Genomic DNA, 26,299 nt, shown 5'->3' on the forward strand with positions numbered 1-26,299 from the left:
AATCAAAAAAATAATAATGAAGATGGCATTTAAGCAGCAGGATACTATTGATTTTTGTTCTTGGGCTATCCTTAAGAAGAACAATTTAGTGAATGGAGAGGCTCCAAGTACTGATGAGAAAATGTATGATATATTGTCCAACAAATCACATACCGACAGAATAAAACAGAAGAGTGGGCCACTATTGTATTATAAAGAACATGGCAACCTAATAAGTGCGAAGATAGATAATTTAATTTTTGCAGATCGAACACAATGGAGAAAAACGGTATACAGCCATTTCATTGAAATGCGACCGGGACATGAGATCGGAAATAATACGTTGGTCAAGTTAAGGAAAATTGAAGAAACATTATTTAGTAAAAATTGGTTTCAAGCAGCACTTGATTTTTATGACATAATAAATACAGATTGGCTATGCAATCTTATGGGACTTCAACAGGCTAATGAAATGAACTATGAGGAAGAAAGGCATGAATTTGAATCAGATGTATACTTGCCGTCAATCGCATCTGTAGAGTCCATAGGTGTGGGAGCATTACAGCCTTCTTCCTCTATGAAAGATTACATTAAAGATTTTGGTAAAATTTGCGAAGACGAATCGAATTTATGTACCATATTAGATAAATATTTCTATAAGTACGGACACATACCTTTGTGTTATAAATACTCGTTATATTCTATGCTTGATTCCTTCTTCGTAAAGTATTCATATAACCAGCAGCAGAGATGGGAGAGCTTGTGGCTATGGGCTGACAGCAAAGAAAGTCCGCTACCAAGGTACCATGTTTGTTGCTATTTTGTTCGTAACAGTAACGATATCTCTGAGGAGCAACTTAAAATATTATGCAATGAGTTATTCAATATCATTCACATGCCAGTAGACAAAGGCGTTGAGCTTCAATGGACTTTAGCTTGGAAGTTGAGATGTAATACCGCTAAACACTTTGGCCAATTCTTTGAAGGCCAACTACCCGGTGCAAATACTGAAAGAATTTATAGTCAGGCATGGTGGATGGCAGAGAAGGTCGCAAACATATTCAGTAATAGTTCTGAAGGTATTGTAATTTCTCAGAAATACATGCTACCATCAGGAGAATTTTCTTCAGACATGGTCTGGCAAATGACAAGGCCTAGGACGCAGAGTTCTTCAATTCGATATGCTACCTTGCTAACAAGATCATTGTGGGCCGTAGCAATTATTCCACAAATAGATAACAAATTCTTTGACTATATTTGCAAAACTAAGCCACCAAAAGTCGAACTTTTTGTAAATAGCGTTATTGATTCCCTAATAGGATGCTTTCCATTAATAATTGTAGATCAAGCTAATTCCGTTTATGCCTATGATCAAACATGCATAAAAGCCTGCGAATATTTATCAGTAAATTATCCAGATACTGAGATAAAACAACAATTTTCAACATTATTGTCGATAGTTAAACAACAATTAAATACTGACAATCTTATAGAGCAAATGAGTAAGATATCAGAATCTGATGATATAGATCAATTAATCACTGTAGTGGCCATGCGTGTAATGGCATTTACTGATTTGATTCCAGATGAAAATGAAGTATGGAAGATATACAACGAAGATTGGTTGGAAAAAATGTTTCTATCTGTTAACGAAAGAATTTCTTATACAATTATCATCTCTTTAATAGAAATTATGCTGCAAAAACAAAATAAATGGGCATGGCAGTTACCTCACTTATTCTCGATTGTTTGCAAGAATCACATTAACAGCGAGGAAATCAAGAAGCTTGCATTTGCATGTGTAGTTGTTAGCTCTATTTGTTCTGATACTTGTAGCGCACTAAAAAGAACTTTGCTAGAAAACAAATCAGATATTAGCGAATTGCAGAATGAGTGGAGCAAACGTTTACGGGAAATTTATCATATTGTTCCTGACTGTACAAAATCCCGATTAAGACCTGCCATTTTGTGTTTAGATTCTTGAAAAGAAGATAAGAATTAAGGGAAAATTTATACGTTAAGTGCTACGGGTACCCCACTAACATCAGAAGAGGGGAAGATTATTGCTTTTCTAATTATTTCTCTCCCACTAATGCTAAATCCTTGCTGCAAGTCTTTATTTTATGTCTTAAAAACAAGGGTACGGGAGGATTGTCTCCTTATCAATATGCAACGAAAAGAACTGCTTAGCCCCATGTACACTTTTTTGGGAGTGGCCATATGTATATGATTGGAAAGACGGGAGTAGGAAAATCTACATTGATAGAAAATATGATTACATCAGATATTAAAGAAGGGCATGGAGTAGCTCTAATTGACCCTCATGGAGATCTGGCTGAAAGTATTCTCAACTTTGTTCCAGAAAGCAGAATACAGGATGTTATATATTTTAATCCGGCAGATATAGAATATCCCATTGCTTTTAACCCTTTAGAGGATGTTCATCAAGACTTTCATCATTTGGTGTCTTCAAGCTTTATCTCAGTCCTCAAAAAGGTATGGCCAGAATTCTGGGGGCCAAGACTGGAACATATCCTGAAAAACTCTATCATGGCTCTTTTAGAAAGTCCAACAAGCACCTTACTTGATATGCTCTTAACTGATAAAGAATACAGAATGATAGTTGTAGCGAGTATTACAAACCAGCAAGTCAGAGAGTTTTGGCTCTTTGAGTTTGAGAAGTATTCCGCTCGGTTTAGATCAGAAGCAATCTCTCCAATCCTCAATAAAATAGGACAATTTCTAACAAGTATTCCATTAAGAAACATTGTAGGCCAGAGAAAAAATACCTTTGATCTGAGAAAGGTAATGGATGAAGGAAAGATTCTGATAGTTAATTTATCCAAAGGTAAAATTGTAGAAGACAATAGCTCTCTTTTAGGAGCAATGATAATTGCTAAGATTCAACTGGCAGCTATGAGTAGAGCAAATATACCTGAAAGAAAGCGGAGCCCCTTTTATCTATATGTGGATGAATTCCATAATTTCCTTACATTATCATTTGCAGATATTTTATCGGAATCTAGAAAATATGGATTATCTTTAGTACTTGCAAATCAATTCATAACTCAATTGGATGAAAAGATTAGGGATGCCGTCTTTGGTAATGTAGGAACGTTAATCTCTTTTAGAGTAGGGGCTGAAGATGCTAAATACCTATCCAGAGAACTCTATCCAATCTTTAGTGAGATGGATTTAGTTATATTGTGGAAACCCACGACCTTTGGTCGTGGTCAGAGAACAAAGGCTTTGCCAAATAAAAAGACTCATTGTTACAATCTGAGTTGAGTTGTCCCCACAACATCAACAAAGGAGTAACAAATGAGTCGATTTCGTAGATTATCGCATGCGTTATGGCATTGTCAATATCATATTCTTTGGACACCGAAGTATCGTTTAAGGATTCTGACAGGTCAAGTTGCAAATGAAGTAAACAGGTGTATAAGGGCTTTTTCAGAGCAAAAAGGTTGTGAAGTTATAGAGCTAAGTATTCAGATTGATCATGTTCACTTGATTGTTGGACGAAGCCGCTATCGCGGAGAACAAAATCGGAAATTTATTATATAATGTAACCTCACACCCTCAACGGGAGGGTGAATCTATTAACAAATAGGAGGTTACAGGTCTATGAAAACATTATCTCAATCCGATTTCAACAAAAATTACCAAACGCATCTAAAGCACCTACGCTTGAAAGGACTCCGGCCAAAAACAATCGAGGCTTATTCACGTGCCATCCGACGGATCGGTGATTATTTTGACAATCAGATACACGATCTATCTGAACAGCAACTACTTGACTATTTTTCCAATCTCCTCAATACCCATTCATGGAGCGCAGTCAAATTAGACCTCTACGGACTAAAGTTTTTCTACACTCATGTGCTTCATAAGCGTTGGGAGCAAGTAAATCTTATTAAACCACCCAAAACGCAACGTTTGCCCGATATTGTCACCATTAATGAAGCCCACCAACTTTTCCAGGTGACGAGAAAACTCAGTTACCGGGCCTTCTACTTTGTTCTTTACAGTCTTGGTCTCCGCCTGGGTGAAGGACTACGTCTTGAGGTTAGCGATGTCGATTCTCAGCGAATGCGGGTGCATATCCGCGATAGCAAAGGCAATAAAGACCGTTTCGTACCCCTGCCAAAGGTAACCCTGAATCTCTTACGCCGTTTTTGGCTTGTTCATCGCAATCCTGTCTTTCTATTTCCAGGCCGTCATGGTGGCTTGAAATCAGCCCACCTGGCAAAAACACCTCTGAATAGAAATGGCGTTCAGGCCACTCTGCGTAAGGTAGCCCGGGAGTGTGGAATTAAAAAAAAATTACACCACACAGTCTGCGACACAGCTACGCAACCCATCTGATTGAGGCGGGTGTTGATCTGCTTGAAGTACAAAAAATCCTCGGCCACCACAGTATTTTAACCACTGCCAAATATACCCACCTGACCTCTCATACAAATCGTAATGCCTTGCAATTAATTAATGATTTGATGAATGGTTTTTCCATAGAATGGGGGAATGTTATATGATATCTCTCTCCTCTATAATTGAGACCTTCATTGCTGACTTTATCACTCTTTATCATGGTTTCGATCCTGCCAAGTCAATTCAAAGCCCTGGCAGCCATGAAAGGATTGTCGCACTACGCAAGCCGCGTCATGCTGGGTCCAATGTAATGACTGTGAAAAACAGGTTTTTGTACCGCACTCTGCGGTAACCGCAATTGTCCTCATTGTCAGAGTCATGAGTGTCAGCAGTGGTTGGAGCGTCAACTGAAAAAAGAAGTGCCTGCTGACTATTTTATGCTCACCTTTACTATACCCAAAGAGCTTCGATCATTAGCATGGCAGCATCAACGCTTGCTTTACTCGATAATGATACAGTGTTGTTGGGAAACCGTAAAAACCTTTGTCCAAAATGACAGCGTATTACAAGGAAACGCTGGAGCCATCACTGTTTTGCACACCCACTCTCGCTCTCTCGATTACCACCCGCATATCCATCTGGTAATGCCAGCCGGGGCCATCAATCAGAAGAAAAAGCTTTGGAGCTTCAAAAAAAGCGAAGGAAAGACGCGGTACCTTTTCAATCACAAAGCGCTGGCTAAAGTGTTTCGAGCAAAAATGCTCGATGCCGTGAACAAAGCGGCTCTTACGCTTCCAGTTAATTATCCCAAAACATGGGTCGTCGATTGCAAATTTGTCGGCAACGGTGAAAAGGCACTGGTCTATCTTGGTCGTTATCTCTACAAAGGGGTCATTCAAGAGAAAGATATTATTACGTGCAAAGATGGTCAGGTGACCTTTCGTTACCAGGATAGTAAGAGCAAAAAAATGCTCACAAGAACACTTCCCGGCCCGCAGTTTCTCAGGTTGATTCTCCAGCATGTTCTACCCAAAGGTTTCAGGCGAACACGGAACTTTGGTTTCCTCCACCCTAATAGCAAACGCTTGATTGCATTGCTTCAGTACCTTACCGGTATCAACCCGAATAAGTCGTCAGCCTGGTTCAGAGAGCGTCCAAAGCTTACGTGCAAATGCTGTGGAGGAATAATGAAGATCATAAAAACGATGATACCTCCATCACACAAATCCAGGTCTTTCCCCTACAAGTTAACAAAAGAGGAGGCTGTTCTGGTTATGTAATCGAATCCGCTATGCATCTAAGATTTGCAAAAACGGCATTATCGGGTCGAGATGGCCCCCGTTTGCCCAAATTTGAGGTAAAATGGCCGAAAAACCATGTTCTGTAGCTCCTAAAGCATGACGACAGCAATTGAAAAATCCACTTCTTTGGCTTCATAGCTTCTGCGGTAAAAAAGAGAAGCAATCTTCATAAGATATTTTCTTATACAATGTTTAGCACCCAAACAACGGGCTTGTCCAACAAACGGTTCAGATTGTGGTTCGTCCCTCACACAATCTAACCTTATTCGTTATGGTACCTCCCAAGATTTCGATATCTGATTTTGTTGGCATAGTTAAAGGTAGAACAGCAATTCGAGTACTGAATAAATTTAAGAATTTGAAGCAGAAACCCTATTGGGGTAATCATTTCTGGTCAAGAGGTTACTGTGTTGACACAGTAGGTTTAGATGCGGAAAAGATTCTCAAATATGTGAAGTATCAAGAAAAGAAAGAGAGTCAGGGAGAAGCACAACAGAAATTTAAATTTTAACTTTATCATGGGGGCAACTCAACCTTGCTTCCTTTGGGAGGAAGGCATTCTTATCCCCTTATAGGGGTTACCCCAAAGCCACCTGCTTTGCAGGTGGATTCTTTACTAAACCTCTCTAACCATCACATCTATTTAAAACTAATGATTGATGGGATTACCTCAAGGCCCTTCAGTGCAACCTGTCTTCCTCCACCTGAAAGGGACGTATCTCATAAAGAAGGAGTTATTAACCTATCAAGAAAAAGATACGGAAGGAAAAGGGAAGAAGTGGAAAAAGAAGTTATTTTCAAGGACGATATAAAAACTGAGAGTAAAACTACACAAGAGAGTCTATTTTCTTAAAATTCTAAATCTTTGGGTTTAGAATTGTTACTTTCTTTTGTTGTAAGATCACCATTAACTCCTACAGGTGACAAAAAAGCCGACTTGAAACAGTCGGCTTTAAAGGACTACAAGATTTATCCTTCAATTAGAAATGATTTCTAGTCCTTCCACTCTCTCAAAATGTTTACGGTTATTGGTGAGAACTGTAAGGTTATAATGGATGGCTGTAGAGGCAATCATGAGGTCAAAATCATCAATCAGCTCTCCTTTTTTCCTGAGCCCACCACGCACTTTACCGAAGATTTTGGCTATATCATCACTATCAGGTAAAATTGAAACTAATTTTAGAAAGTTGTTTAATCCTTCTTGGCTGCTTTTAGGGTCAAGAGAATAATAAACTCCCTCATAAACCTCAGCTAGAGATGTAACACTTATGGCCAATCCTTCTTTTCTTAGAGCAATCAATTGATCTACGATGCTTTGTTTGCCGTTTAAGTAATGAATAGTCCAATCTGTATCAATTAAATACTTCATAGCTTCACCTCTGTGCGTGTAGAGATATTGCGATCAGCATAGATGTTTTTAATCATCTCTTCCGCGTCAATTAACCCTTTCCAACTTCCTGCTGCTTTAAGAAAAGATTCATCCTCAGCTTTAGTTGGTTTTTCCTCAATGGTCAGTTCCAATTCTTTACCTTCTATCACATTAACTTTTTCTAATGGTTCAATAACACCGTGTGAAAACCGCGCTCTTATTTTCCTGAGCATGCTTGGCCCCCTTTCTTTAATTGTTGAATTATATATATTCATATATCTATTTTTTTACCCTTTGTACCATCTGTTTACAGCTTAATGGAACAAATAAAGGCTGTCAAGTGGTATTACATTTCTTCCTTCTGCGTTCTCTGCACCTCTGCGTTAAAATCTTCGTCTTTTTCTTTTAGAGCTTTGTCTGTTAAAGTCTATGGCTAAATATCTCATAGTTTCACCTCTGGCCTTGTGCTAATGTGCCGATCAGCATAAATATCTTTAACATAAATATCTTTAATAAATTTATCACAATCAATTGTGTCTTTCCAACTACCATATGTTTCATCAAGAGCATCTGCAAAACATTTCTTTTTTGGCTCATCTGGAATGGCAATAACAACTTCCTTTCCTTCTGGTATATTTATCTTTTCCAAAGGATGGAATACACCTTTGGAAAATTTTACTCTAATAGTTTTCTTATATTCATGTTTCCCATGGTTCATCTTTATCCACCTCCCTTTGACGTTGGAGTTCCTCTGGTGAAAAGCTAACCACAGGAATATCATACTTAGCCATCAAATCAAAAAGAGTATGTCTGTCTATTCCCAAAAGCTCGGCTGCTTTTCCTTGAGAGATCTCCGCCTTTTGCAAAAGTTCTAATACTATTCCTTCTTTCCCTTTCTGTAAGGCTTGTTTGTCTTGTAGACATTCATCTGGTAAATCCACCGGAAATTCTAAAACGATCTTTTTAGACATTGTTAAATCCCGCTTCTTTAATTATCAATAGAAACTATTTCATAAAATAACTGATTCTAAAATATTTTTTAAATTAGATTAACACATTTATCATAATATTCCGACTCCTTTACAGCATCACCACCGATAGAAACTAATCCAGCATATTTCAAAAGCGTATCTGCTTTAACCAAGTGATGCGGAATTTTGACGGGTTTTTTAACTTCCTCTTTCCCCCCCCAGCTTTTTTATTGTAACAGCAATCTGTCTTCCTTCATCTACATCAACTTTCTCTAAAGGTTTTATTACTCCCTTGGAAAATCTAGCCCTTATCGTTTTTTCCATCTTTAACCTCTTTTCTATTGTTTTTGAATTATATTAATTCATATATTTGCCTTATGCTATCTCTTCACAGCTTAAAGGAACAAATAAAGACTGTCAAGTGGATAGATAGGTTTGACTCAAACGACAAATACACCCTCCTATATATTCTACCCCTATCATTTAGACTGATTATAGATACTTTCTGCCAAAAACAATTGTTCATTAAATTTCATATAGGAGGAAACTATGTACAGTCCAAAGATAAAGCCTGAGCTAACTACCAGAATTTATCAAATAGCCAAAGCAAGAGGTATTCATATGACGGACCTAGTCAATGATGTTCTAAGGAAAGCCTTAAACGAAATGGTGGATATAGAAAATATACAATCAACAAAATCTAGAAAGGAGGTGTAGGATGAAATTACAGACTTTAATTGAAGAGTTGGAGAGACAGAAACCATTGAAATGGGATAAGAAGATCAATTCATCTCAGCTTGAAATGGTATTGTCAGAGAATCAGATAGGACTTCAAGTAGGTGGTAACAACTCATTCTCAATTACGAAACCCTGCCACTCTCAGATAGCAGAGAGACTTGAAATACCAACCAAGTACTACAATAAGATGGAAAGTGAAATACCTGAACTTTTAGTCAGAAACGTAAATACGTGGATAAGGAGGGCTGAAAAGGATTTTGTCAGACACAAAGACGATCTGTTGATTGGAGGATTTCTCCTTACCAATTCTGAAACTGGTCATAAGGCATTAAGACTTGAACCGAGGCTATTCAGGGTTCAGTGTTCCAATGGAATGGTTATTGAGGAATTCAAGACCAGACAGGTACATCTTGGCAATGGAGATGATGGGTCTGATGCGATGGTTTACCTCTCTATTAGAAAGTCTATCAATGAGCTATTTGGAAGGTTTGGAGATATAATCCAATCATTACGGGAGACAACAGAGATAAAGATTAATAGTCCCCAGAAAAGCATAGCCGCCTCTGGCCTGCCGGCCCGAAAACACGGAACCGGATATAACCCGCACATTATCACTGTTCAATTCGCCTGTGACCAGTTCATCGATGGCAGCTCCCACCCGAGTCCGGATCAATCTTGGGTTTTTCACCTTCGGTCCTGCCAGAGAAACCACCCGCTCCAGATAAAGCCTGCCGGTAGTAAACAGCCGTCCGACCGCAATGACATCCTGATAGTTGATACTCCACACGGTTTTTTGATCACTGACCGGATCCAGGAAATGAATGTGCGTGCCAGTCAACCCTGCCGGGTGGGGCCCGGTAAACTCCTGCATCGATACGCTGGCGATTCCATCGCCCGGGATATCTACACCGGGACACTTGCAGATATACACTGGGCCGTCCGACATTCGGGAAATGATTTGCAAACCATGGCAAAAATCCTCTGCATGCTCTTTAATGATCGGAGCAGGATCGCACGCCAGCGGGTTGGTATCCATAGCGGTAACGAAAATCGAGTGCGGTGCGCTGTATGGGGCCGGCACCTTACTGTATGGCCGGGTGCGAAGCACCGTCCACATGCCGGATTGAATTAACATATCCTGCACCTCAGCACGCTCCAGGCTATCCAGTTTCGCGGCGTTGAATGACGGGAAGGTTTCTTCATCCTCGCCTTCCAGTTCAATGACAATGGATTCAAACTTGCGCTTGTCCCCACGATTGACAGCAACTACCTTCCCGCATCCGGGTGAGGTAAACTGTACCCCAGGTGTTTTTTTATCTTCAAACAGAATCTGTCCCAGCTTGACCGAATCACCCACCTGAACCACCATCTTGGGCTTCATGCCAATGTAATCATCGCCCACCAGGGCAACGCGATTCACCGTTGGCCCGGAATCGATATTCTGGGCAGGTGCTCCGGTAATCGGCAGATCCAGACCTTTGCGAATTCTAAACATTTTAATTTTCTTAAATGGAGAATTCTGATTTCACGTTACCAGAAAAATCCAGGGTGTTCTGATGACCAGGAACATGAAGATCAACAGATTGGGCAAGGTAACCACTCGATTTAAATATGTAGCAATATTAGAAATTTGTATTGTAGAACTTAGGTATTGTATAGAAAATATGAAGACGAAAGTCAAGCAGTTTTAGTAAATTCGGAGTTCCGGATCTCACGGATTCAATCTGATACCAAACCTATAATGCAAACGGAGGTTTGTGCCAGGGGAAAAAAGGGGGAAATCTCCCCTTGACTGCATGGTGCTATTGTAACTCGGCGTAGCCAAAGCCAGGTTTGAAGTGCCTAAAGGTAAAAAATATATTTTTGCAACTTTTCCTCAACAGTTTCAGGTTTTCAATATAGATGATCTCTTTATATTCATTTTACTGATCAGATTTATAAAACTAAAATTCTTGATTTCAACCCCGGTTCCGTTAAAAAAAAGTTGCTTCTCGATAGGCTATTTGAACCCATTGATCAGCTGCCGTTTGCTTATCAGCCTTCTTTTAATATATCTATAACTGACGTAATAATTGAGTTATATATATTACCTTTCAATTTACCTACTTCTGAAATTATTAAACTATTGTTTGCGGTAAAAAGTTTTCCAGGGCGTGCAAAACTGGTATCTCGTAAAGAGCCTGTTTGGAAATCACGATTTGATAGTTCAACAGCTTTTGGATCAATATATCGTTTACTTGTAACCTGGCAAAGAATCCAATCTCCTTTTGAAGATGACGCTAAAACTACAGATGGACGTAATTTTGACTGTGATAAGTCAGAAAACGGGAAAGGTATTAATACTACTGAGCCTCTTGAAGGTGCTGCCATGCCTCATCCTCCTCTGGACGGTTCCAATCTTCTGCAAGAGCTTCTTCACTTAGTATAGCTTCTTCATTGACATGGATTAATGGTTTTTCCTCCAATATCATTACTAACGCCCTGCAGGATGACGGCAGTTTTACTGGTTCTGACAATTTAATACGGCCTTTCTGATCAATTGTAGCTTCTATTGTACGAATCATATTGATACCTCCTCTACTTTAATTATACAGTTGATTGCTCTTTCTTACACCTAAGCTTAATTTACATATTTATCCTATAAATCTAGATGGTACATATGCATAGCATGAAATACTGTAGATAATTTAAGGTTTATAATACTCAAGTAATTAACAAAATCAAGAGGAAATGTAAACAATACGATTTACAGATATACAAAAGGTAAGCTAAGGTTTGGGGTAAGAGATTTTAAGCGAGTAACAATAAAATATGTCAAAACCATAGTTTTATAAACTATAAGTTTTCGATTTTTATTTTATCAGAATCGAGAAAATACGAACTATTCCTTCTTTCCCGTTCTTTAATGCTTCCTTGTTTTGTAAGTTTTTTTCAGGTAAATCTACCGGAAATTCTAAAACCACCTGTTTTGACATTTCTAACTCCCCTCTTTTTAATTGTTGAATTAGAACAAATCATGAATTTTGAACTTTATGCGATCTCTTCACCGCTTAAAGGAACAAATAAAGGCTGTCAAGTGGTAAGACAATAATTTAAACGACAAACACACCTTCCTTTTTATTCAACCTCAACCATTTACACTGAAGAACGATACTTCCTGCCAAAAACAAGAGGGGGTCAGAGTCAGTCCTCGCAACTAAACATTTGCCACATTCTTTGTTATTACAGAAGCCATTACTAAAGAAACCACCTTGTTTGTTTCAGCAAGAGAATATTTGGGAATTAAGAAAACCAGACCATACATGGCCATCCCTCAATGGCTTCTATGTATATTGTCTTAAATGCAATACTTAGATTAACACATAAGATATTATTCCTCTTGCAATTTTATTTTTTCAAATATATAATCTTTTTTTGATTTACCGTACTTTTACAGGATTTACCGTAGACAAACAGTGTTTGTAAGGGTGCTTTAGATGGTATTCTACAATACGTGTTTAATTCATAAGTAGCTGACGTATAAGGGGTTTGCGAACTAAGCGCCAGTAGCTCAGCTGGATAGAGCATCAGATTTCTAATCTGAGGGTCGGAGGTTCGAATCCTCCCTGGCGTATAGTAGTCAATTCTTAATGTGGTGAGCATAGCTCAGTTGGTTAGAGCACCAGATTGTGGTTCTGGGGGTCGGGGGTTCGAATCCCCTTGCTCACCCCATATTTCCTTTACAACTCCATTAAGGCGATATGTTAATGATTTAATTCATCTATATATGTTGGCCCCACACAAACTGTTTTTGGTGCTATTTTTTCATTTGTTGCAACACACGCCTCACACAAACGGTTATACGGGCCAGTGCTGAGAAACCTCTCCCCACATTTTAAACACAATCTACTTTTATTCAAATTATTAGTATCAGTAGATACTGGTACATTTCTAGTTACTTTTCTCTTACTCTTTGGCTTTAAACAACTGTAATTGCTTTTCATTACTACTTTCCCCCTATTTCAGCGCTTTATATAGTTTAATAACAAGTCAAACAATTTTATTTTCAAGCTATTATTTGCTGGATAAAATAACCAACTCAATACTTATGATCCGTACCTAATGCATTCTTGGCACCGGCCTGACACAATAATTCTCTATAAATGTTTCAACCAACTGACTGTTCTTGTAAATAAACACACAAACAGTATGCCAAATCTATTTTACACCGCAAACTCACAAAACTCTATTTACACTAACACAATGATATAATATGACTTAAGAAGCTAAACAAAGCAGCAAAAAGTTATTCATTTGTCTTTTCTGGTATTTATTGGGTAAAGAAAATTCCCCCAGGTAATTTTATAATCCTCTTTTAAATTTGTTATAACATCTTAATTTTTAATATTTTAAGACAAGTGGAGGGGGATAGTAGCATGTGGGTAATATTCCCCCATATTTACGATATGAAAAAATTAAAGAATAACAAGTCTATTATTGTAGCTGTTTACCAAGAAAACAAATTTTAAAAACTAGCTTGTTTTGTTTTATATCATTAATTATAATTACATCCAATATGAAGAGACCATACATTACATTTTCTGCCTGCTTATTGTTTGTTCTTATGGTGCAGCTTTTCATAAATGTTGAATTGCTGCCCGCACAAAATGTTCCAAGCAACGACAAAAACAGCGATAACAGCGTTTCCAGAAAGAAGCCAAAAATCTTCTTTGAACATCCGGACTTTAATTTCGATAAAGTTTATAAAGGCAATAAGGTTGAACATGTATATAAGTTTGAAAACCGCGGTAATGACACACTGGAAATACAAAAAGTAAAACCATCCTGCGGATGCACTGCAGTAGTACTCTCTCACAATACAATTCTACCTGGTAAAACAGGAGAGATTAAGGCCACATTTAATTCAAGAAGCTACAGGGGACATGCCAGAAAAACAATAGCCGTTTTAAGTAATGATCCGGATACACCTAGTTATAAGCTAACACTTTCCGGAGAAATTATTGAAGAGATCAGTATCAAACCACAAAATATTAACTTTGGCTCTTTCCGTGTGGATAATCAATCAGACAAAACAGTCAAAGTCTCAGTGAAATCACAATCAGGCCCTGATTTTAAGATAACAAAAGCTACATCATCAAAACCATTTGTAGAGGCCACTGCGATGGAAGGGCAGAATGGAGAATATACAGTAGCTGCAACATTAAAAAATTATCATAAAATCGGGAGATTCAGTGGCAAAATATTTCTGGACACTAACAGCGACAAGCAACCAAAAGCCAGTATTATTTTTTATGGTGTAGTTGAAGGCGACCTTGTCATCAACCAGAAAAGGTTATATTTTGGAAATATTTCGGAAGGAAAAGAGATAACAAGAAGACTTTATGTTAAGATAAACGAAAATAGCATAAAAATCTTAAATACCAAAGTATCACCGGACTGTTTAAGCATTAACATTAATGAAAGATATGAACAAAATAACCCTCACTGTTTGATTGAAATAAAACTGCACAATGACGCTCCTGTTGGCAAAATAGACGGTTTACTTGAGCTTACTACCAACAGCAAAGAGCAGCCTGTTATTAATATACCCATAACAGGAGTGGTACACAAAGCTAAGAATTCTTAATCTCAGGAACATTTAAGACAGAATTGTAATTAACCATGTTTGCCAGTTCATGCCTGTCACCTTCAAGTTATTTAACATTATTATTGTTGAAAATATAAAATTGCATCTCATCTTGTTTTGCGAACCGGGCGAACAAAAAGGAGACCTACGTCTCCCCAATCAACATAACCATCGTCAAAGTATACTCGCCACATACCACCTGAACTACAACTGTCACTCGTCCAGATCCATCTCTGTTTTTTATCAAATACATCATCTATAAACAGGTTTCCATTCTTTTCGCTTGATTCCAACAGTGACGACGCCTCCTCTACGGTAGGCACTCGCCAATCGTGATGCCCGGCATATCCGCTTCTGTTCAAGCTCCTTATCCATTTCTTGATTTCCTTCCTTTTCATATAATCGTAAGAACCGGACTGATGCCACATTAAACCGGTAGTATGATCTATAACCACTTTGTTGTCTCCAATTGTCCTCACTTCATATGCATGCTGTATTGTACTGTGTCCATAAAAGCCCCATGATTTCTTACTACGTATAGCAATATTCGGCATTGACTGCACTTGAGAAACAGATAAATTCATATCTGACGAACGGAGTTCTATTTGTGGCAGCGTCTCTTCTGCTGTTGATTGTATTATCGGGACAAGTAAAGATATGAATAAAAAGGCCATGGTTTGTATGAAGAAGTACTGTCTCATGTTAGTATTCATTTCACCTCCGGATTTATTCTTGCTGCAGTATCCACGCTCAGTGTCTTGTCAGTAGCAGTATCTACCGATACAACAGCATTTCTGTCCTTTGCTTTTTCTATCAAATTAGATTTCGCCTCATCGTATTCCGCTTTAGTAATTAGATTTTCATACCGTAAAAGATTCAATTCGGGTAGTTTTTCAGCAACATTTATCTTATGCTTGCTTTTCTCTATATAGTCCTCTTCCAGCAGATATGTATAGTTTGTATCAAACCCCATTTTCTCAATACATAGTTCTGAAACAGCATCTGTGACCTCTTCCAGCTTTTTCCTCAGATATTCTGTATCTGTATATACCATGTCTACAAAATCCAGCGTACTTACTCCTATTTCAGTCCTTGCTTCTACTGTATCTCTCCATATAACCGTTCCCTCAGCTGCCGTTGTCATCTTAACATCGATCTCCATAAAAACATAAGGATCAGAAAAAATACCGGGATCCTTTATACCAAACGATAATACATCTGCCTCAAGTATCGTATCAATGCCCAATCTGACACCTATTTGTGAATAGTCTTTAACCTCTTTATCTTTTTTCTCCAGTAGTTTCCAGACAGCCTGGTCCTTCACAATACTTTTTTGAGGTACTACATGAAAATAGGAACAGAGTTGAAACTTGGTATTAAGTTTTTCACATAATACATCGCCAATGTTCAAGTCAAAAATTATCTCATTAAAGGCAACAGAGTCTTCTTCGTTCGCTGAACTCTTAGCTAACAGCATCATCAATTGCGGCAAAATGGCAGGCCCCGCAACCAACGATGAAATAAACATTTCATCGTTTCTGATATTTACTTTCATTTGCGGGCTTTCAGGATAATGTAAAATTGCCAAATTGTTTACATACCTTGAGTACTCCTTTTTATATGCCACCTTCGTAGTCTGGCAACCTGCAAACATTAACAGGCACATTAAAAGGCAAACAAAATATTTTATTAACATCAGACAAAAACCCCTTCAGTCAATAATGCTTGTCCTCATCCCCCCCCTTAGATGAAACCCTGCCCGACTTATTGGCAGTCGGAGGTTCATACGACAAGATGAAAAGCAAATTTATAGTTATCATTCATTACAAAAACGTAACCAGTCCCTGCAATAACGAGTGAAATTTAGAAAACCAGAGGTTTAATGTTCTCTCTATCCATGCCAATTTGTGCTAAACCCTCTCAAGGCACAGAAATACCAGGTCAGGTAATCATACGCTCTCTATTATTGAGGAATGCGCAGGTTCTTTCTTTTCGTCTCTAATACCGGTTCCACTCTGTTAGATTTAATATTACTCAGCTCTTCTCCTATTTCCTGTAAATTCGTCAGGATTTTATTAAGATAGTCTTCTCTGTCACTCTTTTTGTAGCAAGCTCCATAGAATTTAATGGATTTTCTGTAATTCTCCACACCTTCTTTTACCATTTTCTTTTCCATATAAAGGCTTCCAAGTCTACGATAGACAATGGCAACCTGAAGAGCGGTATCTATGGATTCCGGTCGATAGTGTAACGCATAAAAAAGATACTCTAAGGCTTCATTGTAATTTGCAATCTTTGTATCAACAGGTTTATTATTCACATGTTCTACTAATATCCTGTACCCCTTGCCTACCCAGTATATATATGGTGTCTTTGTCAGCCCCCGTGGAAGCTTAATGGGTTTAGCCACTTTTTCTTTCCAATTCTGAAGAACCGGAAGACTATAGATTTTTATTGAAACATCATATTCAATGTCCTTTCTAATGATTACCAATGACACCTCAACCTTTTTATTTTTTATCTCTTTCGAGATTTTTACATAATCCGGTAATGATCTTATTTTCTTACCTTCTATTTCAAGGATTATATCGCCACTCTTTAATCCCGCGTCAAAGCCGGGGCTTCCTGACTGTACTTCAACGATCTTTAAACCCTCCTTCTTCTCAGAAAAAATCATTCCGGAGAATATTGATTGTGCATGAACCGTTGAAATACAAGTACCCAAAGAAACGATAGTAATAAAAAACAAAATATATAATCTCATGTTATCTCAATTCCCTTGTCTATTTAATTTTCTTACTGCAATATCGATAATGAACAGAAGAAGAGCCAGGGGAATAAGAAAGCCTTCGAGTCCCTTAGAAATTATCACCTCTTGTTCTTCTACCGTTATCTCTTCCTTTAACGGATTATACTTGCCACCTGTAATCTCCGCAATATTATTAAGCTGCGAAATATTATTGTCTTTAACCGCATATTCAAGCGGTATTGTTGCTGTCTTTTCCGGCACAATCAACCCTTTAGTCTTTAAATCTATAACCTTTCCGCGTCTCACCCTTGATATTTTCAAATTATAGGTACCCGGATTAACGCCATTCAGTTCCGAGATATATCTTTTCGGAGCTACCTGTTTGAGAAGAAGCTTTTGTCCATTTTCAATATAATCCGGTGATAGTAATCTCACTTCCAACTTTGTATCATCTTTTAGTAGAGATGACGGTTCTATCTGCAAGGAGACTGTATCATCATCCGTTTTTACCTTAATATCATAATTCGCTTTAGATATATCCCGCATAGACCATCTCACTACCTGAGACCAGAACTTATTAAACATTGCCCAGTTAATCCACTTTGAAGACCATCGTGCATTTGCGTCAGACGCGTAAACAACCACCTTACCCAGCCCGTATCTCCAATTAGCCAGAATTGGGTCTGTCTTCCCCATTATGTTCGTTACGAGCGGGACTTCAACATTCTCCTTTGCTTCTGTGATTGTATGCCCTTTTAACGGAGGAAACTGTTTGTCGTAAATACCTTTCAATATCTGGCTCTCCTGGTTAATTGTCGGATAGAAATGCTCTTCATGGAAATCTGATTGTGAAACAAAATGTTCCGAGTCCTTTACTATTAACCTGGGTAACCTTATTATATCAGTTATCTGATAAAACTGTCCCTTTGTCTTCTTCGCTATATCTTCCAACAGTTTTGTATTCACGAGCCACGTCCCAAGAGCAATGGTCGAAACCGTTATATTTGCCTGCTGAAACTTACTGATCATTCTATTATAATGATAATATATTGATTTCGTGTTTCCATCAGAAAGCAAAATAACATGATTCACTTTTGAATCTGTTCTCATAATTTGGCGATAAGCGGAGTCCATGGCAGGAAAAATATCCGTTCCTCCATCCGCTTTTAACATACTCAGCTTTCTAATGATTTCTTTCTGGACTTCTTCTTTTTTCTTCAGTTCAACAATTGTATACGGTGCTGTATCAAACGCAACAATACCAAAATTGTCATTTACTTTCAGCTGTTTAATCAGTTCAATTGATGCCTTTTTGGCAAAGAGCATCTTCCTGCCCAGCATACTCCCCGATTTGTCTATAATCAAGACCAAAGAGAGCCTTGTTTTCTTCTTTTTTTTGGGCGGTTCTCCTCCAATTATCTTAACCGGAAGTATTTCTTCTATTTTAGTGCCTGAATATCCGCCTTCAGCCGTGATGTTTGCCCCGCACGTCATCACAAATCCTCCACCGTAATCTTTTACATATTTTTCTAACAACGTCATTTGTCCAGCACTGATAAAATCTCTGGACACATTAGAGAAGATTATACTATCATATTTAAGATACTCTTTTAGAGTTTTTGGTATCTGGTCCGGAGTTTTTATCTCTACGGCAATTGTTTTATCTTTCAGTGCATCAGGCAGATACATCTTCTGGTTTTTAGCGCCATTAATATACAGCAGCCTCGTTTTACCTGAAACATTAACATAAGCAAACTTACTGTTATTTTCTTTATCCAGGTCGAGTTCGTCATCTTTAATATCTAAGTCTGCTTTAAATTTTATAAATCCTTGTTCTTTACTTTGGTACGGGACCTCAAATACACTTATTCCGTTCTTAAACTCAGTGTCCCACTCTTGTAGTATACCGCCCCCTTTGTGTAGCTTTAAATTGCCTTTGACCGCTCTATCATTTCTGTTGTCAATCACAACTTTTACTTTAAACATCTCACCCTCGTTTATTTCCCTGGGAACAGCAACTTTTTTTATTAATATTTCGCCTTCTTCCCGGATATCTGGAGGAGATACAACAAAAACCTTTACATCATTACCTGTCGCCATTGTAAGCGCCTTTTCCACTTTACCCTGGTTCTCATTGCCATCTGACAGGAGAACAACAATTTTAGATGAATCTTCCGGCATAATACCAAGGGTAGCCATTAAGCCACTCGCGATATCAGTCCTATCGGTGCTGATATTTGAATCTGTAACTTTTCCGAGTATTTCCTCCAATTTCAGATCTTCCGTAAGTGTAGGTGTAATAACTTTTGATTCACCACCAAAGATTACCACTCCCTTTTTAATCTTCTCATCCAGAACACCATCTAACTCCTTTACATAGTTCCACATCCATTCTTTTCCTTCTAATGTGATACTATCAGACATATCCATCAAATACACGGCACTGATTTCACGCTTTGATTTCTCCTTTCCGCTGAATCCCCCTAACACAAGGATTACAAGCAGGAATACGAAAGAGCGTAAAAATGTAGAAAGGATGATTTTTAAAACCGATACATGACGGTAGGCAAATATTGACACAATCCAGAAAACCGGAAGTGCATACAAAAACTTTAGATAATCAGGATTAGTAAATTGATAATCAAACTCATTAAGAAAGTTTATCATACAGTACCTGCCCTTACTTTCTTATGATAGAGCAACCATTCAATAAAAAGAAAAAATGGTACAAGTAAAAGAAGATATTTACCAAATTCTGTTTTTTTATCTTTTATCAGAGCTTCGGCTTCTTTCTCTTCAAATTTAAGTTCTACGTTGTCTGTCGATTCCGGAGCAATCCTTGACTCATTTTCATCAAAGAAATTTGCCACAAACCTGGTATTAAGATTAGCATCTGAAATTTTGTATTCTCCTGTATAATCTATTTTGTTAAAGACAAAATCAGTTTCAGTAGCATCATATTTCAGTGTTTCGTTTATAGGCGTTACTATTTCAACATTTTCTGTCAAGGCATAGTTCAGCCTGTACTTCCCTCCTGTTAACAGTTTATTATGATTTTCCGACTCATACGGATTTAACCACTGGATAATATTAAGTGTCATAATAAGCATCCGTAAACCGTCAGATTTTGAAAAGTCAAAATCACTCAGATCAAAACCCAATGTTACTATCTTCCTTCCTTCATACCTACCTGCAAAGGCAATGGGAGAATCATTTAAATTATCTGAAATCTTTATTAATGGATTTGACCAATCGGGAAGTTTCATGGTAAATGCTTCCTTAATATTTAAATTATCCAGGGTATTGAGATGCATCATCACAGGATGCGTATTGTCCCAGTCGAGTATCTTTACCTGTAACACCAGGTTGTGTTCTCGGACCAGTTCATTACTGAAAGCGCTACCCTCATCTGCCTGTAAATTCGATGAGTTCAAATACGGCATTATGTACAATGAATTAATTCCGGGATTTTCTTCCGGAACAAACTTGTGAAAAATTGCGGCATCAAAATCTTTTATAAATTCCGGTTTATACTTAGATGCACTCATCCGTGTTATTATTATCCGCTTGGTACTGTTTTCTATCTTCGCAAGCTCATTCTGCAGATTATAATTATCTGAAACTAATAATATATTGATAGGTTTTATTTCATTAATTTTTGCATAAGCTGTATTATCAACTGAAAGAAAATCGTCCGTCTGTATACTGGCTTTTAAGATACCCGGGGCATTAAGATTTTGTATACTTAATCTTTTCTGGCCATTACCTGATAATTCAAATTTCTTTTCCATTATGATTTCATCATTCAAGAAAACACTCAACCCAACCGTTTTACTATCATCTGAATAATTTTCAATTGTTACATAAGCTTCTCGCTCCGTGTAATCTTTAAACATATCCTGATATACATCCAGAGACGAAATGGCAACGTTTGCAGATTTCTCTCCAAACGTAACAAATTTTATATTTCCCGACTTTAAATTGGTATAGTTTATTGAAGACGGTGATCTGTCGGTCAATACATACATCTCTCCTTTTTCTACATTTTTAAGAAATGAAACTCCCAGACTTACCCCCTCATCAAGGTTGGTTCCAGTATCTTTTGGCATTAAGTCTTTGATTACACTATTCAACCTTGCTTTATCACCCGTAAAGTTACTGATAACCCTGGAAGTATAATTTGAAGAAATAACCATCATCTTATCTGATTGACCAAGTTTACCCACCATTTTAAGTGCATACGACCTGGCCTCGTCAAAACGTGATCCATTCTCTTCAATAGTTTGCATACTTGCAGATGAGTCAATGACAACAACAACACTCTTTCCGGAAATATTAATTATGCTGGATTTAAGATATGGCTTTGCAAGAAAAAAAACAAGAAGTAGAATAAGGAGTACTTGTAACAGGAAAAGAAGGTCTACCTTAAAGACTTTACTCCGTACAGTATCTTCCTTAAGTATTCCCCATGGAATCAGACTCGGCACATGCACTACATTTTTCTTTTTATTAAAAACATAGAATAATACGACAAGTCCTATTGATGCTAAATATCCAAATGCGATTAAATTTAAAAAACCCATAAATTAGCTAATAAAATGTTTATGATCATGTTTACAGCTTGATAAAAATCATATATATTATTATAACATAATAACTTAAGGTGTATGTGTTTACAACAAATATTTACAGTCAAATGTAACATCTAAGGACATATAGGCATGCAGATATCAACAAGCCCTTCGGCGAGATGAACCTTTCTACATTGTTGTCTCGTGTTTATTAAGAAGTACAGTGTCAAACCGAAAGTAACGGTAGGGTACGGGGAAGTACACTTGCTCCCCGCATGAATGATGAGTCGCTCACCCGGATGAATCCGTTCGGACGGGGACTGGGACAAGCAAGTGGATCACTGGTTCGAGTACAGTATCTCCCATATTGCCATACAGGGAGTTATGACAAAATGAAAAGTATTTACAACCACCTTTTTGAGCTATTGTAGTAGGATTGTAGTCAAACTTTTCCAAAATCTGGACACCTGCCATTAAGCATTCTACCGCATCATAATGGCTTAACATAAAAGATACTATACAGTTATGTAATTGAAAAGAATACACTTGAAACAATTCGGATATACTATGTTACTATACAGAAATAATAAATAAGATTACTAGCCGTCATAGTGAGAAAAGTAAATTGGAAAAAAGAAAAGATCAAATAGCTTTAACTCAAGTGTTATACTTTTATAATTGTAGAAGAGTATGTCACTCACTATATTATGCCAAATGACCAGAAGGGAGATGCTCTTCATTTAGCCCTTGCATCCTGTCACCATTCTTACTTTTTGCTGAATTGGAACTGTGCCCATTTAGCGAATGTAAATAAATTTGAGCACATTCGACACATCAATACTATGCTGGGATTGTATGTTCCAATCTCAACCACACCTTATGAATTACTTTACTGGGAGGGAAAATAAGGGAAGCTACCTGATTTTGTTAACTGAAATTACTGCTGGTTAAAAATATGCTGAATAATTACCAAAAAAAATATATATAGGATTATCAGGTTTTTTATTGATTGTGCTTTTGGTCTTTCATTATCTGGGACCAACATTCGTTAACTCAGAAGGAATGAAGAAAAAGGTCCAGACCGTTATCTCACAAAAAGTAGGCGGCAAAGTGGAATATAAGACCGTTGATCTATCAATATTTCCAATCATTCATGCTGTCATTCATCAGGTAAGTATTTCCATACCGGAAAAGGGTGAGGGAACGATAAAGACGTTGAACATCATTCCGAAGATATTACCCCTTTTCATCGGTAAATTTCTCATTGACAAAATCCGGATAGAATCTCCCGATATGAAGATGGTAATGCCCCGGAGTTTTGAGCAAAGCAATGAAGCTAAGGAACCCTTCAATCTTGATACATTCAAAGATACGGTGATCGGTATGTTATCTCCTTTGACAACAGAACTACAGGAATTTCAAATTACCATCAAAGATGGAGCATTCAATCTTATTGAAGAGGCTGTAATGGTTTTTACCTTGCGTAATGTACAGGCGGAAATTGGTTGTCTTTCTCAAGAGATAAAAATCAAAATAAATGGTACATCCAGTATTTGTAAAGATATTTCGGTGATTGCGAGTTTTGGCCAGAAAGATTTGAAAGGCAAGGGAGAGGTTGAACTCAGACACTTTCAGCCGCAGACTCTTTTTGACCGTTTTTTACCGGATGCTGTTTATCGAATATCAGAACCGATTGATAAGGTGATTGTGAACCTTAAAACAGATGGGCCCAATGATTTACAGGTCGGATTAAAAGGCTCCTTACCCAATCTGACATTACGTAAGGGAGACATGCAATCAGTCATAAAATGTAAAAACATGGAGGGTTCTCTTCATTTTGAGGAAGGCAAAACGAAAATATCTCTTACAGATCTTGACCTTGATCAACCTCAGCTCAATATGATTGGAGACTTTGTTGTCGATCATGAAACGCAGCAAATCAACCTGGAGCTTACGGGTCGTGATATTGACATTCCTACGGTACGGGAAAAAGCTCTGGCTTTTGCAGGAGATAATGAGGTAGTAAAAACACTTTTTCAAATTTTGAAAGGTGGCAGATTGCCTGACATCGTAATCAGGAGTCAGGGAAGGTCATTTGGTGATCTTGGTAACATGGAAAACCTTGTCATAAAGGGTAATATTCGTGAAGGTAAAATCTTAATTCCTGGTCCTGATTTTATTTTGGAAAATGTCACGGGGGATCTGGTTGTTGAACAGGGCATCCTGGAAGGCACTAAAATTGATGCTAAACTTAAAGATGCTTTCGGCAGGGAAGGAAGAATCAGCGTCGGCCTTACCGGAAAGGATGCACCTCTTCATGTTGAAACAAAGATAACAACAGATGCCGAACAAATTCCGCCACTTCTCAAGAGATTAACTAAAAATAAAAACTTTTTAAGTGCAATCAAACGGCTAATAAACGTTAAAGGAACGGTTACCGGTACACTTGTCATCGGTGGACGTCTTGACGCAATTACCGCAAAAGTGGATATTGATAGAATCAATGTCTCTGCTCATTACGACGGGGTTCCATTCCCCTTACAGATTAATGATGGGAGGGTTCATTATGATGGGGAGAACATAAGTATGACAAACCTGGGAGGTACATTTGGCAGTTCTTTGTTTTCAGAACTTACGGCCGGGATAAGCCTTGGAGAAGATGCCAGTATAGAAATTCAATCAGGGAGGATCCTGGCTTTACTCAAAGAATTATACCCATGGGTATACTCATTTGAGAAAGTGGAAAAAGGCCTTAAAGATGTAAAAGCAGTAAGTGGTATCCTTCGGTTTTCGTCATTGAAGCTGCATGGTCCGCTTGCCATGCCGGAAAGCTGGAGTATAGAGGCAACGGGTGAGGTTGAAGATCTTATCGTGGATACAACCCTATTCCCAGAGTCAATTAAAATAGAAAAAGGAAATCTTAAAGCAGTGGAGAATAAGATCCTTTTGACAGCTGCAAAGGTAAATGCAGGAGACAGTTCATTAAGAATATCAGCAACGGTTAATCATCATATGACAGAGTTTGTCAAGGTTGATATTGGATTCGAAGGGGAAATGGGAAAGGAATCAATGAATTGGATAGAAAACCGTTTTAAGCTACCAGCAGAATTTAGTATCAGGCCGCCACTCTCCATACCAGAGGCCCATCTAACCTGGAAAAAAGATTCAGGCATATCATTTATCAGTACTCTTGTGTTTCAAGATGGCCCCGGAATTTCTTTTGATATGTTTCTGAATGCTGAAGGCTTGAAGATTAATAACATTCTTATTCAGGACGCAGAAACCAACGCTTCTTTTGCATGCGGCCTTAAAGAAGAGGTGATTGACTTTAGTTTTACCGGTAATTTGTCACATACGACTACGGATAAAATTTTCCACAATACCCCATTTTCTAAGGAGTGGATAAAGGGTGATTTCGAGGCACATATCCTGTTGGATAAACCGAAACATTCTATATTTCACGGTATACTTGAAGGGGGGGATTTCTCATTCCCCTGGATACAAAAGGTACCCTTGAACATAAACGATATTGCATTGCATGCAGATAACAAAAGTGTCATGGTAGATTCTCTCAGACTCACCTGGAAAGACAATCACCTTTCAGTAAATGGTGATGTTAATATTTCTGAAAATGGTTTTCTCTTTGATTTGGTTATGTCTGCCGATGGAATAAACTGGGATACAATCAGAAAAACCCTGGATATTGGGAATAAAAAACAAGATAAGAATGAGGATAATAAAAAAAAAGAGGAGGAGAGTGAAGAGAGCCATTTTTGGGAACTTCCCATAAAGGGTTTTCTCAGATTAGATGCGGAATCCTTCACGTTCGACCAATACACCTGGGAGCCGTTACAGGCCAAACTCTCCTTCGACCCTGATTGTATAAGCATAGAGGTTATTGATGCCAATGTATGCGGAACTTCCTGCCCCGGAGTATTGGAAGTAACCCCTCAGGATATATCATTAGATTTTCAATTACAGAGCCGTAATCAAGAATTAAGTACAACAATACAATGTTTTGGTGATAAAAACGATTTTATAACGGGTGAGCTTCACCTTGAGGCTCAGGCAATGGCACGTGGAGCAAGTAAAGAATTAGTTAAGTCGCTTAATGGAAATTTTGAAGGTACCGCAAAGAATGGAAAGATAAGCCGCTTTGGATTGTTAGCAAAGATTTTTGCCTTCCTGAATCTTACTGAGACTTTCAGGGGCAAGTTACCGGGCATTACAAAGGAAGGGTTTCCGTATAAATCCATGACTCTAAACGGAGAAATACAGAATGGTCTTTTTATGATAAATGAATACGTCTTAGACGCTCCTTCAATGCGAGTAACCAGTCATGGTTCTGTCGATATTTTTGCGAATGAATTAGATCTTGAGTTACTAATGTCTCCTTTTAAAACTGTCGATTTTATCATAAATAACATACCAATAATAAGAGGCATTTTAGGCGGCACCCTTGTCTCCATTCCTGTTAAAGTAAAAGGCGATATTGAAAACCCGATGATTTCATACTTTCCCTTTTCAGTTGTTGGCAGAAAATTGCTGAATACGACAAAGAGAGCTCTGAATACACCGGCGAATATTATAAAACCGCTCATACCAGGCAAGGGGAAAAAATGAT

At 37.9% G+C, this 26,299-nt stretch carries 21 protein-coding genes, 2 tRNA genes and 4 pseudogenes; 12 read left to right on the forward strand and 15 right to left on the reverse strand.

Annotated elements, in window-relative coordinates; translation table 11 throughout:
• Nucleotides 1-16 precede the first annotated feature (16 nt).
• The 5 genes and pseudogenes from SCALIN_RS08425 (at nucleotide 17) to SCALIN_RS08450 (ending at nucleotide 5,630) form a co-directional block, all read left to right on the forward strand.
• Complete coding sequence (locus tag SCALIN_RS08425; RefSeq protein ID WP_133111773.1) at nucleotides 17-1,963, forward strand: hypothetical protein; 1,947 nt, start codon at nucleotides 17-19, stop codon at nucleotides 1,961-1,963.
• A 242-nt stretch (nucleotides 1,964-2,205) separates the two neighbouring features.
• Complete coding sequence (locus SCALIN_RS08430) at nucleotides 2,206-3,267, forward strand: type IV secretory system conjugative DNA transfer family protein (protein ID WP_203415402.1); 1,062 nt, start codon at nucleotides 2,206-2,208, stop codon at nucleotides 3,265-3,267.
• Nucleotides 3,268-3,300: 33 nt separating this feature from the next.
• Nucleotides 3,301-3,498 (forward strand): annotated as a pseudogene (gene tnpA / locus SCALIN_RS08435) (IS200/IS605 family transposase); the annotation flags it as partial.
• Between the two features lie 108 nt (nucleotides 3,499-3,606).
• Nucleotides 3,607-4,514, forward strand: a pseudogene (locus SCALIN_RS08440) (tyrosine-type recombinase/integrase).
• A pseudogene (locus SCALIN_RS08450) lies at nucleotides 4,511-5,630 on the forward strand (IS91 family transposase). The pseudogenes SCALIN_RS08440 and SCALIN_RS08450 overlap by 4 nt, the downstream one beginning before the upstream one ends.
• Nucleotides 5,631-5,740: 110 nt before the next feature.
• On the opposite strand, the gene SCALIN_RS22075 reads toward SCALIN_RS08450, so the two are convergent.
• On the reverse strand, nucleotides 5,741-5,902 hold the full coding sequence (locus SCALIN_RS22075) for a hypothetical protein (protein WP_162532133.1): 162 nt from the start codon (nucleotides 5,900-5,902) through the stop codon (nucleotides 5,741-5,743).
• Between SCALIN_RS22075 and tnpA (SCALIN_RS08455) the strand changes: the two are divergent.
• Nucleotides 5,872-6,162 (forward strand): annotated as a pseudogene (gene tnpA, locus SCALIN_RS08455) (IS200/IS605 family transposase); the annotation flags it as partial. The gene SCALIN_RS22075 and the pseudogene tnpA (SCALIN_RS08455) sit on opposite strands and share 31 nt — an antisense overlap.
• 24 nt (nucleotides 6,163-6,186) lie before the next feature.
• A complete protein-coding gene (locus tag SCALIN_RS08460) occupies nucleotides 6,187-6,504 on the forward strand; it encodes a hypothetical protein (RefSeq protein ID WP_096894068.1) in 318 nt (105 codons plus the stop codon).
• A gap of 123 nt (nucleotides 6,505-6,627) precedes the next feature.
• On the opposite strand, the gene SCALIN_RS08465 is transcribed toward SCALIN_RS08460, so the two are convergent.
• From SCALIN_RS08465 to SCALIN_RS08485, 5 genes are all read right to left on the reverse strand, one after another.
• Nucleotides 6,628-7,020, reverse strand: coding sequence for a type II toxin-antitoxin system VapC family toxin (locus tag SCALIN_RS08465; protein WP_096894069.1), 393 nt, complete (start codon nucleotides 7,018-7,020; stop codon nucleotides 6,628-6,630).
• Nucleotides 7,017-7,253, reverse strand: a complete 237-nt coding sequence (locus tag SCALIN_RS08470; RefSeq protein WP_162532220.1) for an antitoxin family protein — start codon at nucleotides 7,251-7,253, stop codon at nucleotides 7,017-7,019. Before SCALIN_RS08470 ends, SCALIN_RS08465 begins: the two co-directional genes overlap by 4 nt.
• Before the next feature lie 209 nt (nucleotides 7,254-7,462).
• The gene (locus tag SCALIN_RS08475) at nucleotides 7,463-7,738 is read right to left on the reverse strand and encodes an antitoxin family protein (protein ID WP_162532221.1); all 276 of its coding nucleotides are present in this window, start codon (nucleotides 7,736-7,738) and stop codon (nucleotides 7,463-7,465) included.
• Entirely contained in the window at nucleotides 7,719-7,991 is a 273-nt protein-coding gene (locus SCALIN_RS08480) for a UPF0175 family protein (RefSeq protein ID WP_096894072.1), read from the reverse strand. The genes SCALIN_RS08475 and SCALIN_RS08480 overlap by 20 nt, the downstream gene beginning before the upstream one ends.
• 198 nt (nucleotides 7,992-8,189) lie before the next feature.
• On the reverse strand, nucleotides 8,190-8,315 hold the full coding sequence (locus SCALIN_RS08485; RefSeq protein WP_096894073.1) for an antitoxin family protein: 126 nt from the start codon (nucleotides 8,313-8,315) through the stop codon (nucleotides 8,190-8,192).
• Between the two features lie 225 nt (nucleotides 8,316-8,540).
• On the opposite strand from SCALIN_RS08485, the gene SCALIN_RS22080 reads away from it, so the two are divergent.
• The gene (locus tag SCALIN_RS22080; RefSeq protein WP_162532222.1) at nucleotides 8,541-8,708 is read left to right on the forward strand and encodes a hypothetical protein; all 168 of its coding nucleotides are present in this window, start codon (nucleotides 8,541-8,543) and stop codon (nucleotides 8,706-8,708) included.
• A gap of 529 nt (nucleotides 8,709-9,237) precedes the next feature.
• Here SCALIN_RS22080 and nqrA read toward each other — a convergent pair.
• The 4 genes from nqrA to SCALIN_RS23360 all read right to left on the reverse strand — a co-directional run bounded on the left by nqrA (nucleotide 9,238) and on the right by SCALIN_RS23360 (nucleotide 11,704).
• Nucleotides 9,238-10,224, reverse strand: a complete 987-nt coding sequence (nqrA, locus tag SCALIN_RS23865; RefSeq protein WP_096894074.1) for an NADH:ubiquinone reductase (Na(+)-transporting) subunit A — start codon at nucleotides 10,222-10,224, stop codon at nucleotides 9,238-9,240.
• Between the two features lie 539 nt (nucleotides 10,225-10,763).
• The gene (locus SCALIN_RS24260; RefSeq protein ID WP_096894075.1) at nucleotides 10,764-11,099 is read right to left on the reverse strand and encodes a type II toxin-antitoxin system PemK/MazF family toxin; all 336 of its coding nucleotides are present in this window, start codon (nucleotides 11,097-11,099) and stop codon (nucleotides 10,764-10,766) included.
• Nucleotides 11,072-11,293: a hypothetical protein gene (locus tag SCALIN_RS08505; protein ID WP_096894076.1), complete on the reverse strand. Its 222-nt coding sequence runs from the start codon at nucleotides 11,291-11,293 to the stop codon at nucleotides 11,072-11,074. The genes SCALIN_RS24260 and SCALIN_RS08505 overlap by 28 nt, the downstream gene beginning before the upstream one ends.
• A gap of 288 nt (nucleotides 11,294-11,581) precedes the next feature.
• Nucleotides 11,582-11,704, reverse strand: a complete 123-nt coding sequence (locus SCALIN_RS23360) for a hypothetical protein (protein WP_261341009.1) — start codon at nucleotides 11,702-11,704, stop codon at nucleotides 11,582-11,584.
• A gap of 564 nt (nucleotides 11,705-12,268) precedes the next feature.
• On the opposite strand from SCALIN_RS23360, the gene SCALIN_RS08510 reads away from it, so the two are divergent.
• From SCALIN_RS08510 to SCALIN_RS08525, 3 genes are all read left to right on the forward strand, one after another.
• Nucleotides 12,269-12,342 (forward strand) — tRNA-Arg (locus tag SCALIN_RS08510).
• A 21-nt stretch (nucleotides 12,343-12,363) separates the two neighbouring features.
• Nucleotides 12,364-12,440, forward strand: a tRNA-His gene (locus SCALIN_RS08515).
• An 844-nt stretch (nucleotides 12,441-13,284) separates the two neighbouring features.
• On the forward strand, nucleotides 13,285-14,355 hold the full coding sequence (locus SCALIN_RS08525) for a DUF1573 domain-containing protein (RefSeq protein ID WP_133111775.1): 1,071 nt from the start codon (nucleotides 13,285-13,287) through the stop codon (nucleotides 14,353-14,355).
• A 107-nt stretch (nucleotides 14,356-14,462) separates the two neighbouring features.
• Here SCALIN_RS08525 and SCALIN_RS08530 read toward each other — a convergent pair whose 3' ends face one another.
• The 5 genes from SCALIN_RS08530 to SCALIN_RS08550 all read right to left on the reverse strand — a co-directional run bounded on the left by SCALIN_RS08530 (nucleotide 14,463) and on the right by SCALIN_RS08550 (nucleotide 21,687).
• Nucleotides 14,463-15,068: an Lcl C-terminal domain-containing protein gene (locus SCALIN_RS08530; RefSeq protein ID WP_096894079.1), complete on the reverse strand. Its 606-nt coding sequence runs from the start codon at nucleotides 15,066-15,068 to the stop codon at nucleotides 14,463-14,465.
• Nucleotides 15,065-16,051, reverse strand: a complete 987-nt coding sequence (locus tag SCALIN_RS08535; protein WP_096894080.1) for a hypothetical protein — start codon at nucleotides 16,049-16,051, stop codon at nucleotides 15,065-15,067. The genes SCALIN_RS08530 and SCALIN_RS08535 overlap by 4 nt, the downstream gene beginning before the upstream one ends.
• A 267-nt stretch (nucleotides 16,052-16,318) precedes the next feature.
• Complete coding sequence (locus tag SCALIN_RS08540) at nucleotides 16,319-17,119, reverse strand: PDZ domain-containing protein (protein WP_096894081.1); 801 nt, start codon at nucleotides 17,117-17,119, stop codon at nucleotides 16,319-16,321.
• Nucleotides 17,120-17,125: 6 nt separating this feature from the next.
• A complete protein-coding gene (locus tag SCALIN_RS08545) occupies nucleotides 17,126-19,771 on the reverse strand; it encodes a VWA domain-containing protein (RefSeq protein WP_096894082.1) in 2,646 nt (881 codons plus the stop codon).
• Nucleotides 19,768-21,687: a vWA domain-containing protein gene (locus tag SCALIN_RS08550; protein WP_096894083.1), complete on the reverse strand. Its 1,920-nt coding sequence runs from the start codon at nucleotides 21,685-21,687 to the stop codon at nucleotides 19,768-19,770. The genes SCALIN_RS08545 and SCALIN_RS08550 overlap by 4 nt, the downstream gene beginning before the upstream one ends.
• A 1,050-nt stretch (nucleotides 21,688-22,737) precedes the next feature.
• On the opposite strand from SCALIN_RS08550, the gene SCALIN_RS08555 reads away from it, so the two are divergent.
• On the forward strand, nucleotides 22,738-26,298 hold the full coding sequence (locus SCALIN_RS08555) for an AsmA-like C-terminal region-containing protein (RefSeq protein WP_133111777.1): 3,561 nt from the start codon (nucleotides 22,738-22,740) through the stop codon (nucleotides 26,296-26,298).
• Nucleotide 26,299: the final 1 nt, after the last annotated feature.

This window comes from Candidatus Scalindua japonica (assembly GCF_002443295.1).
Classification (GTDB): domain Bacteria; phylum Planctomycetota; class Brocadiia; order Brocadiales; family Scalinduaceae; genus Scalindua; species Scalindua japonica.

Bases quoted from the DNA above. Each gene is read 5' to 3' on its own strand.
- nqrA (WP_096894074.1), bottom strand. From the start codon at position 10,224: ATGTTTAGAATTCGCAAAGGTCTGGATCTGCCGATTACCGGAGCACCT.
- SCALIN_RS08485 (WP_096894073.1), bottom strand. From the start codon at position 8,315: ATGGAAAAAACGATAAGGGCTAGATTTTCCAAGGGAGTAATAAAACCT.
- SCALIN_RS08525 (WP_133111775.1), top strand. From the start codon at position 13,285: ATGAAGAGACCATACATTACATTTTCTGCCTGCTTATTGTTTGTTCTT.
- SCALIN_RS08480 (WP_096894072.1), bottom strand. From the start codon at position 7,991: ATGTCTAAAAAGATCGTTTTAGAATTTCCGGTGGATTTACCAGATGAA.
- SCALIN_RS08555 (WP_133111777.1), top strand. From the start codon at position 22,738: ATGAAGAAAAAGGTCCAGACCGTTATCTCACAAAAAGTAGGCGGCAAA.
- SCALIN_RS08530 (WP_096894079.1), bottom strand. From the start codon at position 15,068: ATGAATACTAACATGAGACAGTACTTCTTCATACAAACCATGGCCTTT.
- SCALIN_RS24260 (WP_096894075.1), bottom strand. From the start codon at position 11,099: ATGGCAGCACCTTCAAGAGGCTCAGTAGTATTAATACCTTTCCCGTTT.
- SCALIN_RS08475 (WP_162532221.1), bottom strand. From the start codon at position 7,738: ATGAACCATGGGAAACATGAATATAAGAAAACTATTAGAGTAAAATTT.
- SCALIN_RS22080 (WP_162532222.1), top strand. From the start codon at position 8,541: ATGTACAGTCCAAAGATAAAGCCTGAGCTAACTACCAGAATTTATCAA.
- SCALIN_RS08545 (WP_096894082.1), bottom strand. From the start codon at position 19,771: ATGATAAACTTTCTTAATGAGTTTGATTATCAATTTACTAATCCTGAT.
- SCALIN_RS08430 (WP_203415402.1), top strand. From the start codon at position 2,206: ATGATTGGAAAGACGGGAGTAGGAAAATCTACATTGATAGAAAATATG.
- SCALIN_RS08425 (WP_133111773.1), top strand. From the start codon at position 17: ATGAAGATGGCATTTAAGCAGCAGGATACTATTGATTTTTGTTCTTGG.
- SCALIN_RS08550 (WP_096894083.1), bottom strand. From the start codon at position 21,687: ATGGGTTTTTTAAATTTAATCGCATTTGGATATTTAGCATCAATAGGA.
- SCALIN_RS23360 (WP_261341009.1), bottom strand. From the start codon at position 11,704: ATGTCAAAACAGGTGGTTTTAGAATTTCCGGTAGATTTACCTGAAAAA.
- SCALIN_RS08505 (WP_096894076.1), bottom strand. From the start codon at position 11,293: ATGATTCGTACAATAGAAGCTACAATTGATCAGAAAGGCCGTATTAAA.
- SCALIN_RS08465 (WP_096894069.1), bottom strand. From the start codon at position 7,020: ATGAAGTATTTAATTGATACAGATTGGACTATTCATTACTTAAACGGC.
- SCALIN_RS08540 (WP_096894081.1), bottom strand. From the start codon at position 17,119: ATGAGATTATATATTTTGTTTTTTATTACTATCGTTTCTTTGGGTACT.
- SCALIN_RS08535 (WP_096894080.1), bottom strand. From the start codon at position 16,051: ATGTTAATAAAATATTTTGTTTGCCTTTTAATGTGCCTGTTAATGTTT.
- SCALIN_RS08470 (WP_162532220.1), bottom strand. From the start codon at position 7,253: ATGCTCAGGAAAATAAGAGCGCGGTTTTCACACGGTGTTATTGAACCA.